The organism is Nocardioides sp. (assembly GCF_035481145.1).
GTDB lineage: Bacteria > Actinomycetota > Actinomycetes > Propionibacteriales > Nocardioidaceae > Nocardioides.
In genome coordinates this window covers 1-17,896 of the sequence record NZ_DATIHB010000178.1, presented here as the reverse complement: position 1 = coordinate 17,896, position 17,896 = coordinate 1, and the positions used below count along the sequence as shown (strand labels likewise).

General features: G+C 71.1%; 18 protein-coding genes. 14 read left to right on the top strand and 4 right to left on the bottom strand.

Annotated elements, in window-relative coordinates; all coding sequences use genetic code 11:
- Window positions 1–1,010 (bottom strand): GTP pyrophosphokinase (locus tag VLF38_RS14675; RefSeq protein WP_414689407.1); only part of this gene is annotated, 1,010 nt, incomplete at its 3' end.
- Between the two features lie 82 nt (window positions 1,011–1,092).
- Entirely contained in the window at window positions 1,093–3,294 is a 2,202-nt protein-coding gene (locus tag VLF38_RS14670) for a DEAD/DEAH box helicase (protein WP_325271983.1), read from the bottom strand.
- Window positions 3,295–3,487: 193 nt separating this feature from the next.
- On the opposite strand from VLF38_RS14670, the gene VLF38_RS14665 reads away from it, so the two are divergent.
- Window positions 3,488–3,922, top strand: a complete 435-nt coding sequence (locus tag VLF38_RS14665; protein ID WP_325271982.1) for a hypothetical protein — start codon at window positions 3,488–3,490, stop codon at window positions 3,920–3,922.
- Between the two features lie 14 nt (window positions 3,923–3,936).
- Here VLF38_RS14665 and VLF38_RS14660 read toward each other — a convergent pair whose 3' ends face one another.
- Window positions 3,937–4,923 (bottom strand): hypothetical protein, encoded by a 987-nt coding sequence (locus VLF38_RS14660; protein WP_325271981.1) that lies wholly within the window; start codon window positions 4,921–4,923, stop codon window positions 3,937–3,939.
- A gap of 57 nt (window positions 4,924–4,980) precedes the next feature.
- Between VLF38_RS14660 and VLF38_RS14655 the strand changes: the two genes are divergently transcribed.
- The 8 genes from VLF38_RS14655 to VLF38_RS14620 all read left to right on the top strand — a co-directional run bounded on the left by VLF38_RS14655 (window position 4,981) and on the right by VLF38_RS14620 (window position 11,578).
- Entirely contained in the window at window positions 4,981–5,409 is a 429-nt protein-coding gene (locus VLF38_RS14655; protein ID WP_325271980.1) for a homing endonuclease associated repeat-containing protein, read from the top strand.
- Window positions 5,406–6,560 carry a 23S rRNA (uracil(747)-C(5))-methyltransferase RlmC gene (gene rlmC / locus VLF38_RS14650; RefSeq protein ID WP_325271979.1) on the top strand — a complete coding sequence of 385 codons (1,155 nt, stop codon included), beginning with the start codon at window positions 5,406–5,408 and terminating at the stop codon, window positions 6,558–6,560. Before VLF38_RS14655 ends, rlmC begins: the two co-directional genes overlap by 4 nt.
- 39 nt (window positions 6,561–6,599) lie before the next feature.
- A complete protein-coding gene (locus VLF38_RS14645; protein WP_325271978.1) occupies window positions 6,600–7,094 on the top strand; it encodes a hypothetical protein in 495 nt (164 codons plus the stop codon).
- 6 nt (window positions 7,095–7,100) lie between these two features.
- Window positions 7,101–7,724, top strand: a complete 624-nt coding sequence (locus VLF38_RS14640; protein ID WP_325271977.1) for a thermonuclease family protein — start codon at window positions 7,101–7,103, stop codon at window positions 7,722–7,724.
- Window positions 7,725–7,970: 246 nt separating this feature from the next.
- Window positions 7,971–8,264, top strand: coding sequence for a co-chaperone GroES (gene groES / locus VLF38_RS14635; RefSeq protein WP_107698857.1), 294 nt, complete (start codon window positions 7,971–7,973; stop codon window positions 8,262–8,264).
- Window positions 8,264–9,904 carry a chaperonin GroEL gene (groL, locus tag VLF38_RS14630; protein WP_325271976.1) on the top strand — a complete coding sequence of 547 codons (1,641 nt, stop codon included), beginning with the start codon at window positions 8,264–8,266 and terminating at the stop codon, window positions 9,902–9,904. The genes groES and groL overlap by 1 nt, the downstream gene beginning before the upstream one ends.
- A gap of 195 nt (window positions 9,905–10,099) precedes the next feature.
- Entirely contained in the window at window positions 10,100–11,275 is a 1,176-nt protein-coding gene (locus tag VLF38_RS14625) for a HAMP domain-containing sensor histidine kinase (protein ID WP_325271975.1), read from the top strand.
- A 3-nt stretch (window positions 11,276–11,278) separates the two neighbouring features.
- On the top strand, window positions 11,279–11,578 hold the full coding sequence (locus VLF38_RS14620) for a YciI family protein (RefSeq protein ID WP_325271974.1): 300 nt from the start codon (window positions 11,279–11,281) through the stop codon (window positions 11,576–11,578).
- 54 nt (window positions 11,579–11,632) lie between these two features.
- Here VLF38_RS14620 and VLF38_RS14615 read toward each other — a convergent pair whose 3' ends face one another.
- Window positions 11,633–12,286: a TetR/AcrR family transcriptional regulator gene (locus tag VLF38_RS14615; protein ID WP_325271973.1), complete on the bottom strand. Its 654-nt coding sequence runs from the start codon at window positions 12,284–12,286 to the stop codon at window positions 11,633–11,635.
- A gap of 104 nt (window positions 12,287–12,390) precedes the next feature.
- Here VLF38_RS14615 and VLF38_RS14610 point away from each other — a divergent pair, with 104 nt between their 5' ends.
- The 5 genes from VLF38_RS14610 (at window position 12,391) to VLF38_RS14590 (ending at window position 17,766) form a co-directional block, all read left to right on the top strand.
- Window positions 12,391–13,302: a sterol desaturase family protein gene (locus tag VLF38_RS14610; protein ID WP_325271972.1), complete on the top strand. Its 912-nt coding sequence runs from the start codon at window positions 12,391–12,393 to the stop codon at window positions 13,300–13,302.
- Window positions 13,303–13,446: 144 nt separating this feature from the next.
- Window positions 13,447–14,328, top strand: coding sequence for a GNAT family N-acetyltransferase (locus tag VLF38_RS14605; RefSeq protein WP_325271971.1), 882 nt, complete (start codon window positions 13,447–13,449; stop codon window positions 14,326–14,328).
- 93 nt (window positions 14,329–14,421) lie between these two features.
- Entirely contained in the window at window positions 14,422–15,924 is a 1,503-nt protein-coding gene (gene guaB / locus VLF38_RS14600; RefSeq protein WP_325271970.1) for an IMP dehydrogenase, read from the top strand.
- Window positions 15,925–16,077: 153 nt separating this feature from the next.
- Window positions 16,078–16,500, top strand: coding sequence for an RNA-binding S4 domain-containing protein (locus tag VLF38_RS14595; protein WP_325271969.1), 423 nt, complete (start codon window positions 16,078–16,080; stop codon window positions 16,498–16,500).
- Window positions 16,501–16,656: 156 nt separating this feature from the next.
- Window positions 16,657–17,766, top strand: a complete 1,110-nt coding sequence (locus VLF38_RS14590) for a GuaB3 family IMP dehydrogenase-related protein (RefSeq protein WP_325271968.1) — start codon at window positions 16,657–16,659, stop codon at window positions 17,764–17,766.
- Window positions 17,767–17,896 lie beyond the last annotated feature (130 nt).

The window sequence follows — 17,896 nt, the reverse complement described above, 5'->3', positions numbered from 1 at the left end:
GCCCGGAGCAGGTCGGCGCGGTGCGCGTTGCCCCGCAACAGCACGTAGCGCTCGTCGAAGATCGCCAGCAGCGCGTCGTCGAGCTTCCGTACGGCGCCTGCCGGGTGCTTGTAGCCCATCCGCTCGTGGATCGCGGCGCTGTCGACCGAGGCGAGCAGCGCGGCGAGCTCGTCGAGCGAGGTGATGCCCAGCTCGAGCAGGAGTCCGCTGATCCAGCCGTAGTGGTCCGAGCGGGACCAGCCGACGTCGGTGTAGTGCGTCGACAGGAAACTCGAGAGCTCCTTCGCCGCGATGCGGGGGTCGCCGGAGTCGTCGTGCGAGCGGTGCTTCGGGGCGCTGCGCTCGAGCTGCTCGCGGATCGCGGAGAACTCCCGGTCGGCGAGCTCCAGCAGCCCCGCCGCGAGCGTGAACCGACGGTCGAAGTCGGCCGAGTGCTCTTCGGGGATCGTCCCCTTGTAGCGGATGTCGTGCTCGAACTCCGCCCACGCGTGCTGCAGCACCGTGCGGACCTGCACAGACGCATGGTGGGCGCCCTCGCCCGAGCCGAGCACGTCGTACGCCGCCGGCAGGGTGTGCTCGGGGGTGGGAGCGACCAGCGGGTGCCGGCTCGCGTAGCCGAAGCCGCCACCCTGCGCGGTCTCGGCTCCCAGATCGCGGTCATCGAGGATGCCCAGCGCCTCGGCGAGCACGTGCGCGACGGCATCGACGTCGCGGTGGACGTAGGTGATCACGCGGATGCCGATCGCGTCGGTGATCTGGTTGAGCGGGTCGTCGTAGAGCTCGCGTCCGTCGGGACCGGTGCGCGCGGCCTTGCCCGCGAAGCTCGCCACCGTCTTGGTCCGGCCCGTGACGCTCAGGTAGTTGATGCCTGCGTCGTCGAGCAGCGTCGTCACGAGCTCGATGTAGGCCTCGGTGGCAGGGACCAGGCCCGGCTGCCGCGCGGCGTACTCCCGTACGGCGTGGGCGACGGGTGTCGGGCCGCTCGTGAGCGGCGGGGTGCGGTCCGGCATGCCCCGAGACTGCCAGAACGTGCACCACCTGCGCTTTCGCGCCGCACGAACTCCGTGCTGCCCCGAAGGCGCAGTTCGTAGGTCAGGAGCGCGAGCGCAGGGCGTCGGTGAGCAGCGAGACCAGCGTCTCGACCTGGATGTCGACCGTGGTGGTCTCCTCCTCCTCGGCGCCGTCGAGCGCGCGGGCGGCCAGACCGGCCTTGGAGTCGATCAGCTCGGCGATCCGGGTGTCGATCGTCTGCGCGGCGAGGATCCGCCACGCGGTGACCGGCTCGGTCTGGCCGATGCGGTGGACGCGGTCGATCGCCTGGGTCTGCTCGGCGTCGGTCCACGACAGCTCGGCGAGCACGACGTTGGAGGCGACCTGCAGGTTGATGCCGACGCCGGCTGCGGTGAGCGAGCAGACGATCACCTGCACCTCGGGGTCCTCGACGAACGCGTCGATGGCCGCGGTGCGTGCGCTCGCGGACTGGTCGCCGCGGATCGTCGTCCACCTGATCTCGCGCTTGTCGAAGACAGCGCCGGCGGCGTCCATGACGTCGAGGTGCTTGGCGAAGAAGACCACCTTGCCGGTCGAGCGGGCCAGCTGCGCGGTGTAGTCGGCGGCGAGCTCGGCCTTGGCCCGGCCGATGCGGCGGACCATCGCGAAGACGTTCTCGCCCGTGGTGTTGTCCGACCCCTCCGCCACCTCGCGCTCGGCGACGCGACGGACCAGCTCGTGGTCGATGCCGTCGGCGCTCTCGGCCGACGCGATGGCGACCGGAGACGAGCGGCGGTGCTCCATCGCCGCGTCGTAGCGACCGACGAGGCGCTCGGCGAGCTCGCGCTCGGCCTTCTGGATCGAGCGACCCTCGGCACCCTCGAGCTCGACCGGGAGGTCGGCCACGCGGCGGGCAGGGATGTCGGCGGCGACGTCGACCTTGCGGCGCCGGACGATGCCCATGTCGACGACCGCCTGCCGGGCCGCCGGGTAGAACGGGTGGTCGGCCGGCGTCAGGCCGGTCGCCTCGAGCTCCGCCATCAGCTGCGAGCCCGGCTTGCGCTCCTCGATCCAGCCGAGGAAGTGCCAGATCGCCCGGAAGTCCTCGATGTCGTTGATCAGCGGGGTGCCGGTGAGCGCCATCAGCAGGGGACGGGCGACGCGGCGCCGGATCCGCTCGGAGATCTCCACGACGTACTGCGACCGCTGCGACTTGCGGTTCTTGATGTAGTGGGCCTCGTCGACGACCATGCCGCGGAAGCCGTGCTCGCCGATCCAGTCGACGTGCCGGTCGAGCACCTCGTAGTTGACGATGATGATGTCGGCGAAGCCGTCGACGTCGTTGCCGTCGCCGTGCACGACGGAGACGGAGCGCTTCGGCACCCAGCGGGCGGCCTCACGGGCCCAGTTGGTCTTGACGACGTTGGGCACGACGCAGAGCAGGGGGTACGCCTCGGAGACCTCGGCCGCGAGCAGCGACTGTGCCGTCTTGCCGAGACCCGGCTCGTCGGCGAGCAGGACGGTGCGGTGGCCACCGGCGATGGCGGAGAGCAGGCGGGCCTGGTGGTCCATGAGCTCGACGCCCGGGGGCAGCAGGATCGGGCGCGGCTCGGGGAGCTCCATGCACGCCGGGGCGCCGGGCACCGGCTGCTCGAAGGAGTTGAGGAGCGGGCCGATCAGCTCCCAGCCGACGAGCGTGCCCTGAACGCGGCGTACGGCCTGGCTGAAGTCGGGGACGAGGAACGGGTTGGCCAGCCGTGCGGCGACGACGGACGGGGGAGTCGCCTTGCGATCGGTGCGCGGCGCCGTCGTGTCGCCGTCCGATGCGGGCTCCTCGACCGCGACCGCCTCGGCGGCCTGGCCGGCGGCCTCGAGCATCTCGGCCATGCGGTGGCGCGTCGCCTCGCCGATCTCGGCGTTCTCGTCGAGGAGGGAGAAGAGGCCGGGCTCACGCGCTGCGCACTGGGCGAGGATGGTGGCGACCCCGTCGAGCCGCTTCAGCTCGGTGTCGCGCTGCTGCTCGGAGATCGCCTCGTCGGAGCGGACCCGCAGGCGCTCCTTGCGGGCCAGCAGCGCGATCGCCTGGTAGCGGGAGCGGTGGGAGAGCCCCTGGCCCTTCTGCACCGCCTGCTCCACCTCGCGCACGGCCTTCGCCAGCACGGGGATGATCCCCTCGTTGTCGCGCCGGCGCCGGGTGTTGCCGCGACTCGCGTTGGCGGAGTTGCCGCCGCGGTTCTGGTTGGCACCGTTGCGGCGCTGGCCGCCGCGTGAACGGCGGCTCTGCTGGGTGGGCTGCGTGGACAAGCAGTGTGCTCCTGACATCAGGTCCAGACACGCGCGTGGCGACAGGCTGCCGTGGGGCGGCCAGCGCGTTGGCGGGGCGACGGCCGGTCCCTGCGGGGACGGGGGCGTCAGCCCTGACCTCCGGACTTCTGCATCCGGACGAGGTCAGCATACGCGCGTGCGACCCGCTCCGCCGGGTTACCCTCGCTCTCCGATGAACACCTCTACTTGCCGCTACTACCGCTCCGGCCACGAGGACGACCTCACGATCGTCCTCCACCGCGAGTCCGTACGCCGCGGCGCGGGCGCCCCGCCGTACCCCGTGCTCGAGCGGCTCGACCTGACCGGCCTGTGGCTGCCGGTCGACGAGGCGGCCCCGGGGCGCGACGGGTTCGTCGCCCTCGACGGCCTGGAGCCGATCGACCTCGACCAGGCGGCCGAGCTCTACCAGCGCCTCGGCGAGATGCGGCTGATCCCGCCCACGACCCCGCTGCCGGCCGACCTCGCGGAGGTCGCCGGCCCACCCGAGCTGCGGATCGACCCGCAGGTCGGCCCGTGGGTTCTGCTGCCGCTCCTGCTCTCGGGCACGCTCCTGGTCGGCCTCACCGTCCTGGCGCTCGTCGTGCTCGCCTGGGCGCTGCTGGGCTGATCGCTGCTGGTCCGTCAGAGGGGGCTGGGCGACTCGGCGTTGGCGAGGACCAGGGCGGGGCGCGCGCCGGCACCCATGCCGGTCGACCAGATCGTGGCGTTGCCGGCTGCGTCGCGGACGACGTAGCCAACCGTCTGGTCGTCGAACCAGACCGGCTGGTCGGTGACGCCGCGCTGCTCGCCCACGTGGTGGATCCGGCGCGTGCGGAGGTCCATGACCGCCAGCCGTCCGGTGCGGCCCTCGCCGTCGATGCGGACGAAGGCCACCTGCCTGCCGTCCGGCGACACGGCGGGGTTGGTGACGTCGGGTGCGATCGTGACGAGCTCGCGCGTGCTGAGCCGTCCCTGGGCGAGGTAGCGCCGACCGCCTGCGCTCACCGTGGCGAGGAAGGCGTCGTCGTCGCGGAACGTGACCCCCCAGATCTGGTACTTCTTCGTCGCCCGACGGTCGGCGCCGACCCGGGCGGTGAACGTCGAGAGGTCCTTGATCTCCTCACGCCGTGAGGTGTCGACCACGGACGTCACCGCGGTGAAGGTCCCGCTGAGCGACGTGCCCTTCGTGAGCGCCGTCCACGCGACCATCCGGCCGCTGGGCGAGACACGTGCGAGCACCGGCTCCCCGGCCATCGGCCAGGTGCTGGTCGCCTCCAGGTTGCGGTCCAGGATCGTCGCGGACCACGACAGGGCAGTCGTCTGGCGCAGGCAGACACCGGTGCCGTGTGCGGCGTACACCCGCGCGCACAGCAGGTCGGAGACGACCGGCGGCCCGTGGGACGAGACGCCGTTGTCAGTGAACGACACTGCCGCGACGTGCCCCTCGACGACGTAGACCATCCGGTCGCCGGCGCCCAGCGTCACGTCGCCCGTCGAGGAGACCGCCTCGGGCTCCTCCTTGCCGAGCACACGGATCCCGATGACCGGAAGCAGCACCACCGCGAGCAGCGCCACCATCAGCAGCGCGCGCCTGACCCCCTTGCGGCGGTCGGCGTGGTTGCTGCTCACGAGGGAAGAGTAAGGCCGTCGGGCTGCCTCGCCTCGCGTGTCGGGGAGAATGTGGCGGTGCGCACTCCCACGTTCTCCGACGATGCCCTCGCCGCGGGCCTCCGGGCAGCCGCGGCCGCCGTCGGCGAGCCCCTCGCTGTCGGGGCCTACGACGCCTGGCGCACCCGTACGCCGGACCACGCGGCCGGCTCCAGCACCCTGGTGATCCGCCGCTTCGGCTCGTGGACGGCTGCCTGCGCGGCCGCCGGCGTCGCGACGAACACGACCCGCTCCACCTCACGGCGGTGGAGCGAGGACGACGTCCTCGCGATCATCGCGCGCTTCCTCGAGGAGACCCCCGGGTCCGGCAGCTACGCGGCGTACGTCGAGTGGGCGCGCGCCCAGGAGCCGGGCACGGTCCCCAGCGGTGCGACACTGCGCCAGCGGGGCGCCTGGGCGGAGCTCAAGACCGCCGCGGCTGCGCGCGGCTCGGACGGTTCCGCGTGACGCTCACCTGCCACCACTTCGACGCCGGTCGGTGCGGCTCCTGCGCCCTGCTGCCCACGCCGTACGCCGACCAGCTGGCCGCCAAGCAGACCGACGTCGAGCGCCTGCTCGCCGAGGTCGCCGCCGGCGTGGTCTGGCTCCCGCCGGTCGCGAGCGCCGAGGCCGGCTTCCGCAACAAGGCGAAGATGGTCGTCACCGGCACGAGCGCTGCGCCGACGCTGGGCATCCTGGCGCCGCCCGGCTCGGCCGCTGCCCAGGCGGGGGAGATCGGCATCGATCTGCGCGACTGCGCCCTGCACACGCCGGGCCTCGTGGCCACGATGGAGACGATCGCGGCGTTCATCGACCGTGCCGGGTTGGCGCCGTACGACCTGGCGACGCGGCGCGGCGAGCTCAAGCACGTGATCGCCACCGAGTCGCCCGACGGTGAGCTCATGGTGCGGTTCGTGCTCCGGTCGCAGGAGCCGGTGGCACGGATCCGCAAGCACCTTCCGTGGCTGCTCGCCTCGCTCCCGACCGCGGTCGTGGTCAGCGTCAACCTCCAGCCGGAGCACAAGGCAGTGCTCGAGGGGGAGCGCGAGCTGCTCCTGCACGGCGACACCCTGACGATGCGGGTCAACGGCCTGCCGCTGCACCTGCGCCCCCAGGGCTTCTTCCAGACCAACACCGCGATGGCGGCTGCGCTCTACGCCCAGGCGACGGAGTGGATCGCCGAGGTCGCCCCCGCCCGCGTGCTCGACCTCTACTGCGGGGTCGGCGGCTTCGCCCTCCACGCCGCCCGGGTCTCCTCGTCACCTGCGGTGACCGGGGTCGAGATCAGCGCTGAGGCGGTGGCCGCCGCCCGGCGTACGGCGGGGGAGCTCGGGCTCGGTGCCGCCCGCTTCCTCACCGGCGACGCCACCGTGATGGGCGAGCTGCTCCCCGAGGCCGACCTCGTGGTGGTGAACCCGCCCCGCCGGGGCATCGGCGACCTGGCTGCCGCGCTCGAGGTCTCTCCCGTGCGCGACGTCGTCTACTCGAGCTGCAACGCGGTGACCCTCGCGCGCGACCTGGCGGCGATGCCCTCCCTGCGGGCGGTGCGTGCGCGGGTGCTCGACATGTTCCCCCACACGGGGCACTACGAGGTCGTCGTCCACCTCACACGGACCTGAACGCGGCACTGCGTCGCTCGCGGTGGCACACTGGTCGCCATGTTCGGGACCTCTGGGAAGACCGCGTGGCGGCTGCTGGCCGCTGTGCCGTTCGTGCTGCTCCTCGGCATCGTCGGCATCAAGGTCACCGCGGGCGACCCCAACTCCCCGTTCAACAAGATCCCGGGCGCGCAGACGATCCAGGAGCTCGGTGACGACGCTCCGACGACCAACGTCACGGTGAAGCTGCCGAAGACGAAGAAGCCGTCGCCCACCACCTCGGCGAGCGACAGCGCCTCCGCGACTGCGTCCACGAGTCCGTCGGCGAGTGCGTCGTCCTCCACGTCGACGAAGCCGTCATCTGCGCCGAGGCCGACGAAGAAGCCCACGAGCGGCTCGACCACTCCCGGCGACGACGGCGGCCCGGACCCCGATCCCACGACGCAGGCGCCGGAGCCGACACCCACGCCGCTCACCGAGGCTCAGAAGTGCGCGGCCCGCGGCGGCACCTGGAACGCCTTCCTGGGTTGGTGTCAGGGCGTGGGTCTCGGCTGATCTCCGGTGAGTGGTCGTCGCCGGGGCGAGGTCCCCGCCGCGGCTGCCGGTCTGGCCGTCGCTGCGGCAGTGGTGGTTGCACTGCTGCTCGACAACGGTCGCGCGACACCGAGCGCGGTCGCTCCAGAGCGGGCCCGCACTGGGACGGCGACAGCGACCGCCCGGCCCGGCGTCGACCCCCGGGGCATCCCGCAGGACGCACAACGGGCCACCGTCCGCTGGGTCAGCGACGGTGACACCGTCACCCTCCGCGCCGTACGCCGCGGGGTGCTGCCGGAAGGCGAGGACGTCCCGGTCCGCCTGCTCGAGATCGACACCCCGGAGTCGAAGTGGCGCGGCGTCCCCGTCGAGTGCCTGGCGCGGGCGGCGACCGCCGCGACCGAGCGGCTGCTGCCGCGGGGGAGCGTGGCCTGGCTGCAGACCGACCGCGAGCTCCACGATCGCTACGGCCGCACGCTGGGCTACGTCTGGAACGACCGCGGCGTCTTCGTCAACGAGGCCCTGGTGCGCCGGGGGTTCGCGCGGGTCGCCTTCTACCGGCCCAACGACCGCCACCTGGAGCGGATGCAGGCGGCCGAGGCAGCCGCGCGGGAAGCCGGCCGCGGTCTCTGGTCCCGCTGCCCGTCCTGACCCCGCCGAACCCGCACGTGTGGTCACGCGAACCTGCACGTGTGGTCACGCGAACCTGCCCTCGTGACCACTTCTGGCACTCGGTTGAGGTGAGTGCTAACGTCGTCGCTGGCACTCTCACCTTGAGTGTGCCAACGCTTGCGACACGGTGCGACCCCCGCGACGGCGCTTCGGTTCGCAGGCGAAGACTTCGCCGCGGACGCCCGTCCCCGGCATCCGGCACAACGTGGAAAGTGGAGGTCGACCGTGTCGATCAACATCAAGCCCCTCGAGGACCGCATCATCGTCAAGCAGGTCGAGGCCGAGCAGACCACCGCCTCCGGCCTGGTCATCCCGGACACCGCCAAGGAGAAGCCCCAGGAGGGCGAGGTCCTGGCGATCGGCCCGGGTCGCGTCGACGACAACGGCAACCGCGTCCCGCTCGACGTCGCGGTCGGTGACAAGGTCATCTACTCGAAGTACGGCGGCACCGAGGTCAAGTACGCCGGCGAGGAGTACCTCATCCTCTCCGCGCGCGACATCCTCGCGGTGATCGGCTGATGCCTAAGATCCTCTCGTTCGACGAGAGCGCCCGCCGCTCGCTCGAGCGCGGCGTGGACAAGCTCGCCAACGCCGTCAAGGTGACGCTCGGTCCGAAGGGCCGCTACGTCGTCCTCGACAAGAAGTGGGGCGCTCCGACCATCACCAACGACGGTGTGACCGTCGCGCGTGAGGTCGAGCTCGACGACCCGTTCGAGAACCTCGGCGCGCAGCTGTGCAAGGAGGTCGCGACCAAGACCAACGACGTCGCCGGTGACGGCACCACGACGGCGACGGTCCTGGCGCAGGCGATGGTGCACGAGGGCCTTCGGGCCGTCGCCGCCGGCGTCAACCCGATGGGCCTCAAGCGCGGCATGGACCTCGCTGCGGCGAAGGTGTCCGAGGCGCTGCTGGCTGCTGCCCGCGACGTCGACTCCCGCGAGGACATGGCCAACGTGGCCACGATCTCGAGCCGCGACAGCCACATCGGCGACCTGCTGGCCGACGCGTTCGACAAGGTCGGCAAGGACGGCGTCATCACCGTCGACGAGTCCAACACGATGGGCACCGAGCTCGAGTTCACCGAGGGCATGCAGTGGGACAAGGGCTTCACGTCCCCCTACTTCGTGACCGACGCCGAGCGCATGGAGGCCGTCCTCGACGACCCCTACATCCTCATCAACCAGGGCAAGATCTCCTCGATCCAGGAGCTCCTGCCGGTCCTCGAGAAGGTCATGCAGACCGGCAAGCCGCTGGTCATCATCGCCGAGGACGTCGAGGGTGAGGCGCTGTCGACGCTGGTCGTCAACAAGATCCGCGGCACGTTCAACGCGCTCGTGGTCAAGCCGGCCGGCTTCGGTGACCGCCGCAAGGCGATCCTCCAGGACATCGCGATCCTGACCGGTGGCACCGTGATCTCCCCGGAGGTCGGCCTCAAGCTCGACCAGGTCGGTCTGGACTCCCTGGGTCGCGCCCGCCGCGTGGTGGCGACCAAGGACGACACCACGATCGTCGAGGGCGCCGGTGACACGGCCGCCGTCGAGGGCCGCGTCAACCAGATCAAGAAGGAGATCGAGAACTCCGACTCCGACTGGGACACCGAGAAGCTGCAGGAGCGCCTGGCCAAGCTGGCCGGCGGCGTCTGCGTCATCAAGGTGGGCGCTGCGACCGAGGTCGAGCTCAAGGAGAAGAAGCACCGCATCGAGGACGCCGTCTCCGCGACGCGCGCCGCGATCGAGGAGGGCATCGTCTCCGGCGGTGGCTCTGCGCTGATCCACGCCGTCTCCGTGCTCGAGGGTGACCTCGGGCTCGAGGGCGACGAGGCCGCCGGCGTGCGCATCGTTCGCAAGGCCGCCGACGAGCCGCTGCGCTGGATCGCCGAGAACGGTGGCGACAACGGCTACGTCGTGACCACGAAGGTCCGCGAGGGCGGCGCCGCCAACGGCCCGTCGTACGGCTTCAACGCCGCCACGGGTGAGTACGGCGACCTGGTCGCCCAGGGCGTCCTCGACCCGGTCAAGGTCACCCGCTCCGCGCTGGTCAACGCCACCTCGATCGCGGCCATGCTGCTGACGACCGAGACCCTGGTCGTCGACAAGCCGGTCGAGGAGGAGCCCGAGGCCGCCGGCGGCCACGGGCACGGCCACGGCCACGGTCACTGATCCACGGATCTGACCACCTGCTGTACGACGAGGCGTCACTCCCGCTCGGGGGTGGCGCCTCGTCGCCATTTCCGCCGAACGGCCAACCCTTGCGCCCTGAGTGCGCACTTCTCGGCGACCGAGGGGCTCTTGTGGGCCATGTACCACCGACGAAAGGCTGACGCGCCGTTCGTCCCGAGTGCCTACGCTGGGAGCGTGAAGGATCCTGCCGCGACCGGCCACTTGCTGACCTCCGTGGTGGAGCGGCTCTCGACCGCCGACTCCGTCGAGAGGGTGACCGCGATCGTCGCGGGCGCGGTCCGCGACCTCATGGACGCCGACGGGGCGACGTTCGTCCTGCGTGAGGACAACCAGTGCTTCTACGCCGACGAGGACGCCGTCGGCCCACTGTGGAAGGGCGCCCGCTTCCCGCTCACCGCCTGCGTCAGTGGCTGGGCGATGCTCCACCGCGAGAGCGTCGTGATCCCCGACATCTACGTGGACGACCGGGTGCCGCACGACGCGTACCGCCCGACGTTCGTGCAGAGCATGGCGATGGTGCCGATCCGCCGCGAGGCACCTGTCGGTGCCCTGGGTGCCTACTGGAGCACCCCGCACGAGCCGACGCCCGAGCAGGTGCGACTCGTCGAGGTGCTCGCCAACAGTGCCGCCGTCGCCCTGGAGAACCTCGAGCTCCGCGGCGCCGTCGTACGCCGGGTGGCCGAGCGCGACCACCTCGAGTCGGCGATGCACACCCTGGTGCACGACCTGCGCAACCCGCTCTTCGCGATGCTCGGCTGCGCGGAGCTCCTCGTCGACGAGACCGACCCGGAGGTGGTCCGTGAGTTCGCCGCGACGATCCTGCGGTCGGGCCAGCGCCTGGACGCCCAGATCGACCGGATGCTCTCGGTCTACCGGATCACCCACGCCGAGCTCCGGCCCGAGGCTGTCGACCTGAGCCTCCTGGCCGGCGAGATCGCACAACCCCTCGTCCGAGGAGCGGGCAGGTCCATCGACCTCGACATCGAGGACGGCATGCGGGCCCACCTCGACCCGGTGATGGCCGACCTGATGCTGCGCAACCTCCTCGACAACGCCTTCAAGTACACCGGTCGCCAGGAGGCTCCGCGGATCCGCCTGGCGCGTACGTCGTCCGGACTGCGGCAGGACACCTTCGTGGTGGCCGACAACGGTGCTGGCTTCGACCCGGCGCGCACCGACGATCTCTTCCGCCCGCTGACCCGGCTCCACGACAGCCGGGAGTTCCCGGGCACTGGCCTGGGCCTGGCCTCGGTCGCGCGGATCGTGGAGCTCCACGGCGGAGCGATCCGCGCCGAGGGGAGTCCCGGCCAGGGCGCCTCGTTCTACCTGTCGCTGCCGAACGCCGCCTGAGCCATGGCCGAGTGGATCTACTTCCTGCACCCGCCGCGCGACGACTTCGCGGCGACGATGACCGAGGGCGAGGCGGAGGTCTTCGGTGAGCACTTCGCCCACCTGCAGCGGCTGCTGGCTGACGGCACGCTGGTGCTGGCCGGCCCGACGCTGGGCACGACCAACACCGGCATCGCGGTCCTCGAGGCGCCGGACCGCGACGCCGCCGAGGCGCTCATGAACGCCGACCCCGCGATCGCGCGCGGCGTCGTCCGCGGTGAGCTGCGGGAGATGCGGGTCTCCCTGCTCCGCGGGCGCGACTGAGCGCCGCGGACCAACGCCGCGGACCAACGCGTCGGACCAACGGGTCGGAGCGCCTCAGGCCAGGGCCGTGCCGGCGAGGTCGAGCTCGCCGAAGACGGTGGTGAAGAGCCGCAGGCAGCGCTGGGTCATCTCCTCGGGGGACTCGCCGGGGTGGTCGAGCCACCAGGTGACGAGGGCGCGGAAGATCGACTCCCAGGCGGCGCGCATCGCGTCGATGTCGAGCGCGTCGTCGTTGCCGGCGAGGTGCATGAGCTCGGCGACGCCCTCGCGACCGAAGTCGATGATCCTGCGCTCGTGCTCCGCCAGCCAGGCCTGCGCCTCGCCCTCGCGGGGAGCCGTCGCGTCGAAGACCACGCGCCACAGCCAGGGGCGCGGCTCGAGCAGGCGGAACATGCCGTCGAGGGTGACCGCGGCACGGGCGAAACCGACCGCCCCGAGTGCCGCGGTGCGCTCGATCTCGCCCACGAGCACGGACGAGGCGTGCTTGACGCAGGCGACGTGGAGCCCGTCCTTGGAGCCGAAGTAGTTGTAGATCAGCGGCTTGGAGATGCCGGCGGCCTCGGCGACGTCGGCGACCGAGGTCGCGAGGTAGCCGCCCTCGCCGAAGAGGCGGCAGCCGGCCTCGATGATCTGCGCCTCCCGCTCGGGACGCGCGACGCCCTTGGTGCCGGCGTTGGGCCGGGGAGGACGGGTGGTGGCGCTGGTCACGGGGGGAGTCTATGAGGGAGTCTGGACAACGTATATGACCACGGGTTAACTTACCCCAGAGTCATATCAACATCGACAGACTCGATCACCGAAAGGGAGCCGCGATGTACGACCTCGACCAGGTGCTGTCGCTCGAGCACAACCCGGTGGCGTTCGCCATCCCGTTCTTCGTCCTGACGATCCTGCTGGAGATCGCTGCACTGACCTGGCTCGACGACGACGGCGTGGGCCGGGGCGAGAAGCCCCGCACGGGCTACCTCAAGCGCGACTTCTGGGCGAGCATCTCGATGGGCGTGGGTTCGATCGTCTGGCTGACGGTCTTCAAGGTGCTCACCTTCTTCCTCTACCAGTGGGTCTACCTCAACGTGGCGCCCGTGCAGTGGGGGACCGGCAGCATCGGCTACTGGGTGGCCGCGATGCTCGCGCTCGACCTGGCGTTCTACTGCACCCACCGGTTCGTCCACGAGCACAACATCGGCTGGGCTGCCCACCAGAGCCACCACTCGAGCGAGTACATGAACTTCGGCACCGCGCTGCGCCAGAAGTGGAACCCGTGGTTCGACGTCATCTTCTTCCTGCCGCTGCCCCTGCTGGGCTTCGCGCCGTGGACCCTCTACGTCTGCTTCAGCATCAGCCTGATCTGGCAGTTCTTCACCCACACCGAGCTCGTCGGCAAGCTGCCGCGGTGGTTCGAGTTCGTCTTCAACACCCCGAGCCACCACCGGGTCCACCACGGTTCCGACCCGGAGTACCTCGACAAGAACTACGCGGGCATCCTGATCATCTGGGACCGCATGTTCGGCACGTTCTGCGAGGAGAAGCAGCGCCCGACCTACGGCCTGACCGTCCAGGTCGAGACCCACAACCCCCTCAAGCTCGAGTACGCCGCGTTCGGCAAGATCGCCCGTCAGGTGCGCGCCGCGGGGAGCTGGCGCGAGCGCTGGGGCTACCTGTGGGGCCCTCCGGGCTGGGCACCGGAGCACCTGCGCGACCAGGAGCACCAGCCCGCCGCGTGACGCGGCTCGCCTCCCCGGGCGCACTGGTGGACGAGGTTGCACAAGCGAAACATCCCTGACCCGGCACGGCAATCCGGGCCTGTCACGGTGGTCATGTCCCCCTTTCGAGGGGGCTGAGCACCCGTCGACCTGAGGGAGATCGTCATGCTGTGGAGAGTTCGCGCCACCCTTCCGGACCAGCCGGGAGCGCTCGCAGTCCTCGCGCAGAACTGCGGCGACGCCGGCGTGAACATCCTGGGCCTGCAGATCTTCCCCGGGGTCGACTCGGTGACCGACGAGCTGATCCTGCGTACGCCGTCAGGATGGGGCGAGGCTGACCTCGCCGGGCTCGTCGAGCGCTCCGGGGGCAACGGCGCCTCCGCGGTCCGCTGCACCGAGAACGCGCTCGTCGACCAGCCGACCCGCTTCGTGCGGGCGGCGCGGGCGGTCTCCAGCCACCCCGCGTCGTTCCCCGAGGTCGTCGCCAAGCTCTTCGACGCCGAGCCCGAACGCCGCGACGCCGCGGCGGGCCAGGACGTCATGGAGCTCGTGGTCGGCGACGTGCAGGTGCAGCTGCGGCGTACGGCGCCGTTCACGCCGACCGAGATCGCCCGTGGCACCGCCCTGGCGGACCTCGTCGGCGACGTGCTGGCGCGCATGCTCAAGCCGGACGTGGTGCGCATCGCCGACCGCACGTCGGGGGAGCCGGTGATGGACGCGACGCCGGACGGCCTGGCTGCAGTCCTCGACGGTGTCACCGTCGGCGTCGCCCGGCTGAGGCCCACCGAGGAGGCGGGCGTCCTCGACCTGTCGCTGCGGGTCTACCCCGAGTTCCAGCGCCGCGGCATCGGCCAGCGCCTGTTGCGCGAGGTGGCCCGCAAGGCGCATGCCGAGCAGGCGACGGACCTGGTCATGACGACCGGCGTCGATAACCAGGCCGTGCTCCCGATGGTGCTCGCGGCGGGGCTGCGGGGCCGGATCCGGATGGCAGCGGAGACGCTCACCGTCCGGGTCCCGCTGCGTGACCTGAAGCCCGTGCCCGCCTGAGGTTCCCGCGGGGCCCGTCAATGGCGCCGGGCCCCGTCCGGGAGCGCCCCACCCGCGTCGTACCGACTCGTCTGCGACCCCTAGAATGGCCCAATGGAGCTCCCCGAGAAGTTCGCTGCGCTTGGCCTCACGTACGACGACGTCCTGCTGCTGCCGGGGGAGTCGGACCTCAACCCTGCCGACATCGACACGACGTCGAAGCTGACGCGCGAGATCTCGCTGAAGGTCCCGCTGATCTCCGCGGCGATGGACACCGTCACTGAGTCGCGCATGGCGATCGCGATGGCGCGCCAGGGTGGCATCGGCATCCTGCACCGCAACCTCTCGGCCGAGGAGCAGGCCTACCAGGTCGACCTCGTGAAGCGGACCCAGACCGGCATCATCTCCAACCCGGTCACGATCACCGCCGACAAGACGCTCGAGGAGCTCGACGCGCTCTGCGGCGAGTACCGCGTGTCCGGCCTCCCGGTCGTCGACACCGACAACACGCTCGTCGGCATCGTCACCAACCGCGACCTCCGGTTCACCCCGGTCGCCGAGTGGGCGACCACCAAGGTCGACGAGGTGATGACGCGCATGCCGCTGATCACCGGTCCTGCCGGCATCGACCGCGACGATGCGACCCTCCTGCTCCGCAAGCACAAGCTCGAGCGGCTCCCGCTGGTCGACGCCCGCGGCAAGCTCGCCGGCCTGATCACGGTCAAGGACTTCGTCAAGGGTGAGCAGTTTCCTGACGCCTCCCGCGATGCGGACGGCCGCCTCCTGGTCGGTGCTGCCGTCGGCTACTTCGGCGACGCCTGGGAGCGCGCGACGACGCTGGTCGAGGCCGGCGTCGACGTCCTGGTCGCCGACACGGCCCACGGCCACGTGCACCTGCTGCTCGACATGGTCCGCAAGCTCAAGAACGACCCGGCCACCCGTCACGTCCAGGTCATCGGTGGCAACGTCGCGACCCGCAGCGGTGCGCAGGCGTTCGTCGACGCCGGCGCCGACGCGGTCAAGGTCGGCTTCGGTCCGGGCTCCATCTGCACGACCCGCGTCGTCACCGGCTGTGGCGTGCCGCAGGTGACCGCGGTCTACGAGGCGTCGCTGGCCGCGACCCCGGCCGGCGTACCCGTCATCGCCGATGGTGGCCTGCAGCAGTCCGGCGACATCGCCAAGGCGCTCGTCGCCGGTGCCTCGACGGTGATGATCGGCTCGATGCTCGCCGGCACCGAGGAGTCGCCGGGCGAGATCGTCTTCCACCAGGGCAAGCAGTTCAAGGCGTACCGCGGGATGGGCTCGCTGGGTGCGATGTCGAGCCGTGGCAAGAAGTCCTACTCCAAGGACCGCTACTTCCAGGCCGAGGTCACCAGCGACGACAAGATCGTGCCCGAGGGCGTCGAGGGCCGGGTCGCCTACCGCGGTCCGCTCGCCGCGGTCACCCACCAGCTCGTCGGTGGCCTGCAGCAGTCGATGTTCTACGTCGGCGCGGCCACCGTCCCGGACCTCCAGGAGAAGGGCCGGTTCATCCGGATCACCTCGGCCTCGCTCAAGGAGAGCCACCCGCACCACATCGAGATGACGGTCGAGGCGCCCAACTACTCCGCTCGCTGACGCTTCTCGCCGTACGACGACACGTGTGCTCACGGGAGGCGCCGGAACCAACACGTTGATGCATCACCTACCCGCGCGCCACGCGGCCCGACGGCGTGGGGGACACGTCAATGTGTTGGTTGGAGCGGACGCGGCGCGGGCTAGCCTCGGTCCATGACCGAGGGGAGTGGCGGCAGTGTGCGCGTCGACGCGTGGTGCTGGGCGGTGCGGCTCTACAAGTCGCGCTCGCAGGCGACCGCGGGGGCCAAGGCGGGCCACATCCGGATCAACGGCGTCCGCGTGAAGGCATCGCAGCCGGTCAAGATCGGCGACGAAGTGCGCGTCACGATCACCTTTCCAGGCGGCGCCCGCGAGCACGTCCTCCTCGTGAAGCAGTTGCTGGTCAAGCGTGTCGGTGCACCGCTCGCCGCGCTCGCCTACGAGGACCGCACGCCGGCACTGCCTCCGAAGGAGCAGCGTGCCGCGCCCGTGTTCGCCCGCGAGCGCGGGGCCGGTCGCCCCACCAAGCGCGAACGCCGCGAGCTCGACCAGCTGCGCGGGATCCGAGGAGTGAGCCGGAGTCAGGCCGAGCGCTAGCGAGGTCTGGCGGAGGTGAGCCCTGCAGGACGTCCCGCGAGAGTCGGACCCGGGGGCGCGGCGGCTGATCTCGGTTCAGCGCGGTGCGTGGGTGCCCGCACACCACCCGTCGTACGGCGGCGCCGCCGACCCGGCGTACCCCTCTAGACTGCATCCGTGACTGAGATCGAGATCGGCCGCGCCAAGCGTGCTCGCCGCGCGTACTCCTTCGACGACATCGCGATCGTGCCCTCGCGGCGCACGCGCGATCCGGAGGAGGTCAGCGTCGCCTGGCAGATCGACGCCTACCGCTTCGAGCTGCCGGTGATCGCCGCGCCGATGGACTCGGTCATGTCGCCGTCGACCGCGATCGCCCTGGGCAAGCTCGGTGGCCTCGGCGTCCTCAACCTCGAGGGTCTCTGGACCCGCTACGAGGACCCGACCGACCTGCTCGCCGAAGTCTCGGAGCTGCGCGGCTTCGACGCCACGCGCCGCATGCAGGAGATCTACGCCGAGGCGATCAAGCCTGAGCTGATCACCGCCCGCTTGCGCGAGATGCGCGACGCCGGCGTGACGGTCGCGGGCTCGCTCTCCCCGCAGCGGACCAAGGAGTACGCCAAGTGCGTCGTCGACGCGGGTGTCGACATGTTCGTCATCCGGGGCACGACCGTCTCCGCCGAGCACGTGAGCAGCCAGGCCGAGCCGCTCAACCTCAAGGAGTTCATCTACGAGCTCGACGTCCCCGTCATCGTCGGTGGCTGCGCGACCTACCAGGCCGCGCTCCACCTGATGCGCACCGGCGCGGCGGGCGTGCTCGTCGGCTTCGGCGGTGGCGCCTCGCACACCACCCGCTCGGTCCTCGGTGTGGCGGTCCCGATGGCGAGCGCCGTCGCTGACGTCGCCGCTGCGCGTCGTGACTACCTCGACGAGTCGGGCGGTCGCTACGTCCACGTCATCGCCGACGGCTCGATCGGCCGCTCGGGCGACGTCGCCAAGGCGATCGCCTGTGGTGCCGACGCAGTCATGGTCGGCTCGCCCTTCGCTCGTGCGACCGACGCCCCGGGTGCCGGCTTCCACTGGGGCACCGAGGCGCACCACGCCGACCTGCCGCGTGGCGAGCGCGTCGAGTTCGGCACGGTCGGCACGATCGAGGAGATCCTGCTCGGCCCGTCCCGCGTGGCCGACGGCACGATGAACCTCATCGGCGCCCTCAAGCGCTCGATGGCCACGACCGGCTACACCGAGCTCAAGGAGTTCCAGCGCGTCGAGGTCGTCGTCGAGTCCTAACCACGCGGCGCGAACCTGCACCCGAGGTACGCCGATGCGGCGCGAACCTGCACCCGCGTACGCCGAGGCGGCGCGAACCTGCACCCGACGTACGCCGAGGCGGCGCGAACCTGCAGAGAATCTGCAGGTT

Excerpts from the sequence above, each read along its gene's own strand:
- VLF38_RS14665 (WP_325271982.1), top strand. The coding sequence starts at position 3,488 with ATGAACACCTCTACTTGCCGCTACTACCGCTCCGGCCACGAGGACGAC.
- VLF38_RS14645 (WP_325271978.1), top strand. The coding sequence starts at position 6,600 with ATGTTCGGGACCTCTGGGAAGACCGCGTGGCGGCTGCTGGCCGCTGTG.
- groL (WP_325271976.1), top strand. The coding sequence starts at position 8,264 with ATGCCTAAGATCCTCTCGTTCGACGAGAGCGCCCGCCGCTCGCTCGAG.
- VLF38_RS14620 (WP_325271974.1), top strand. The coding sequence starts at position 11,279 with ATGGCCGAGTGGATCTACTTCCTGCACCCGCCGCGCGACGACTTCGCG.
- VLF38_RS14610 (WP_325271972.1), top strand. The coding sequence starts at position 12,391 with ATGTACGACCTCGACCAGGTGCTGTCGCTCGAGCACAACCCGGTGGCG.
- VLF38_RS14605 (WP_325271971.1), top strand. The coding sequence starts at position 13,447 with ATGCTGTGGAGAGTTCGCGCCACCCTTCCGGACCAGCCGGGAGCGCTC.
- guaB (WP_325271970.1), top strand. The coding sequence starts at position 14,422 with ATGGAGCTCCCCGAGAAGTTCGCTGCGCTTGGCCTCACGTACGACGAC.
- VLF38_RS14595 (WP_325271969.1), top strand. The coding sequence starts at position 16,078 with ATGACCGAGGGGAGTGGCGGCAGTGTGCGCGTCGACGCGTGGTGCTGG.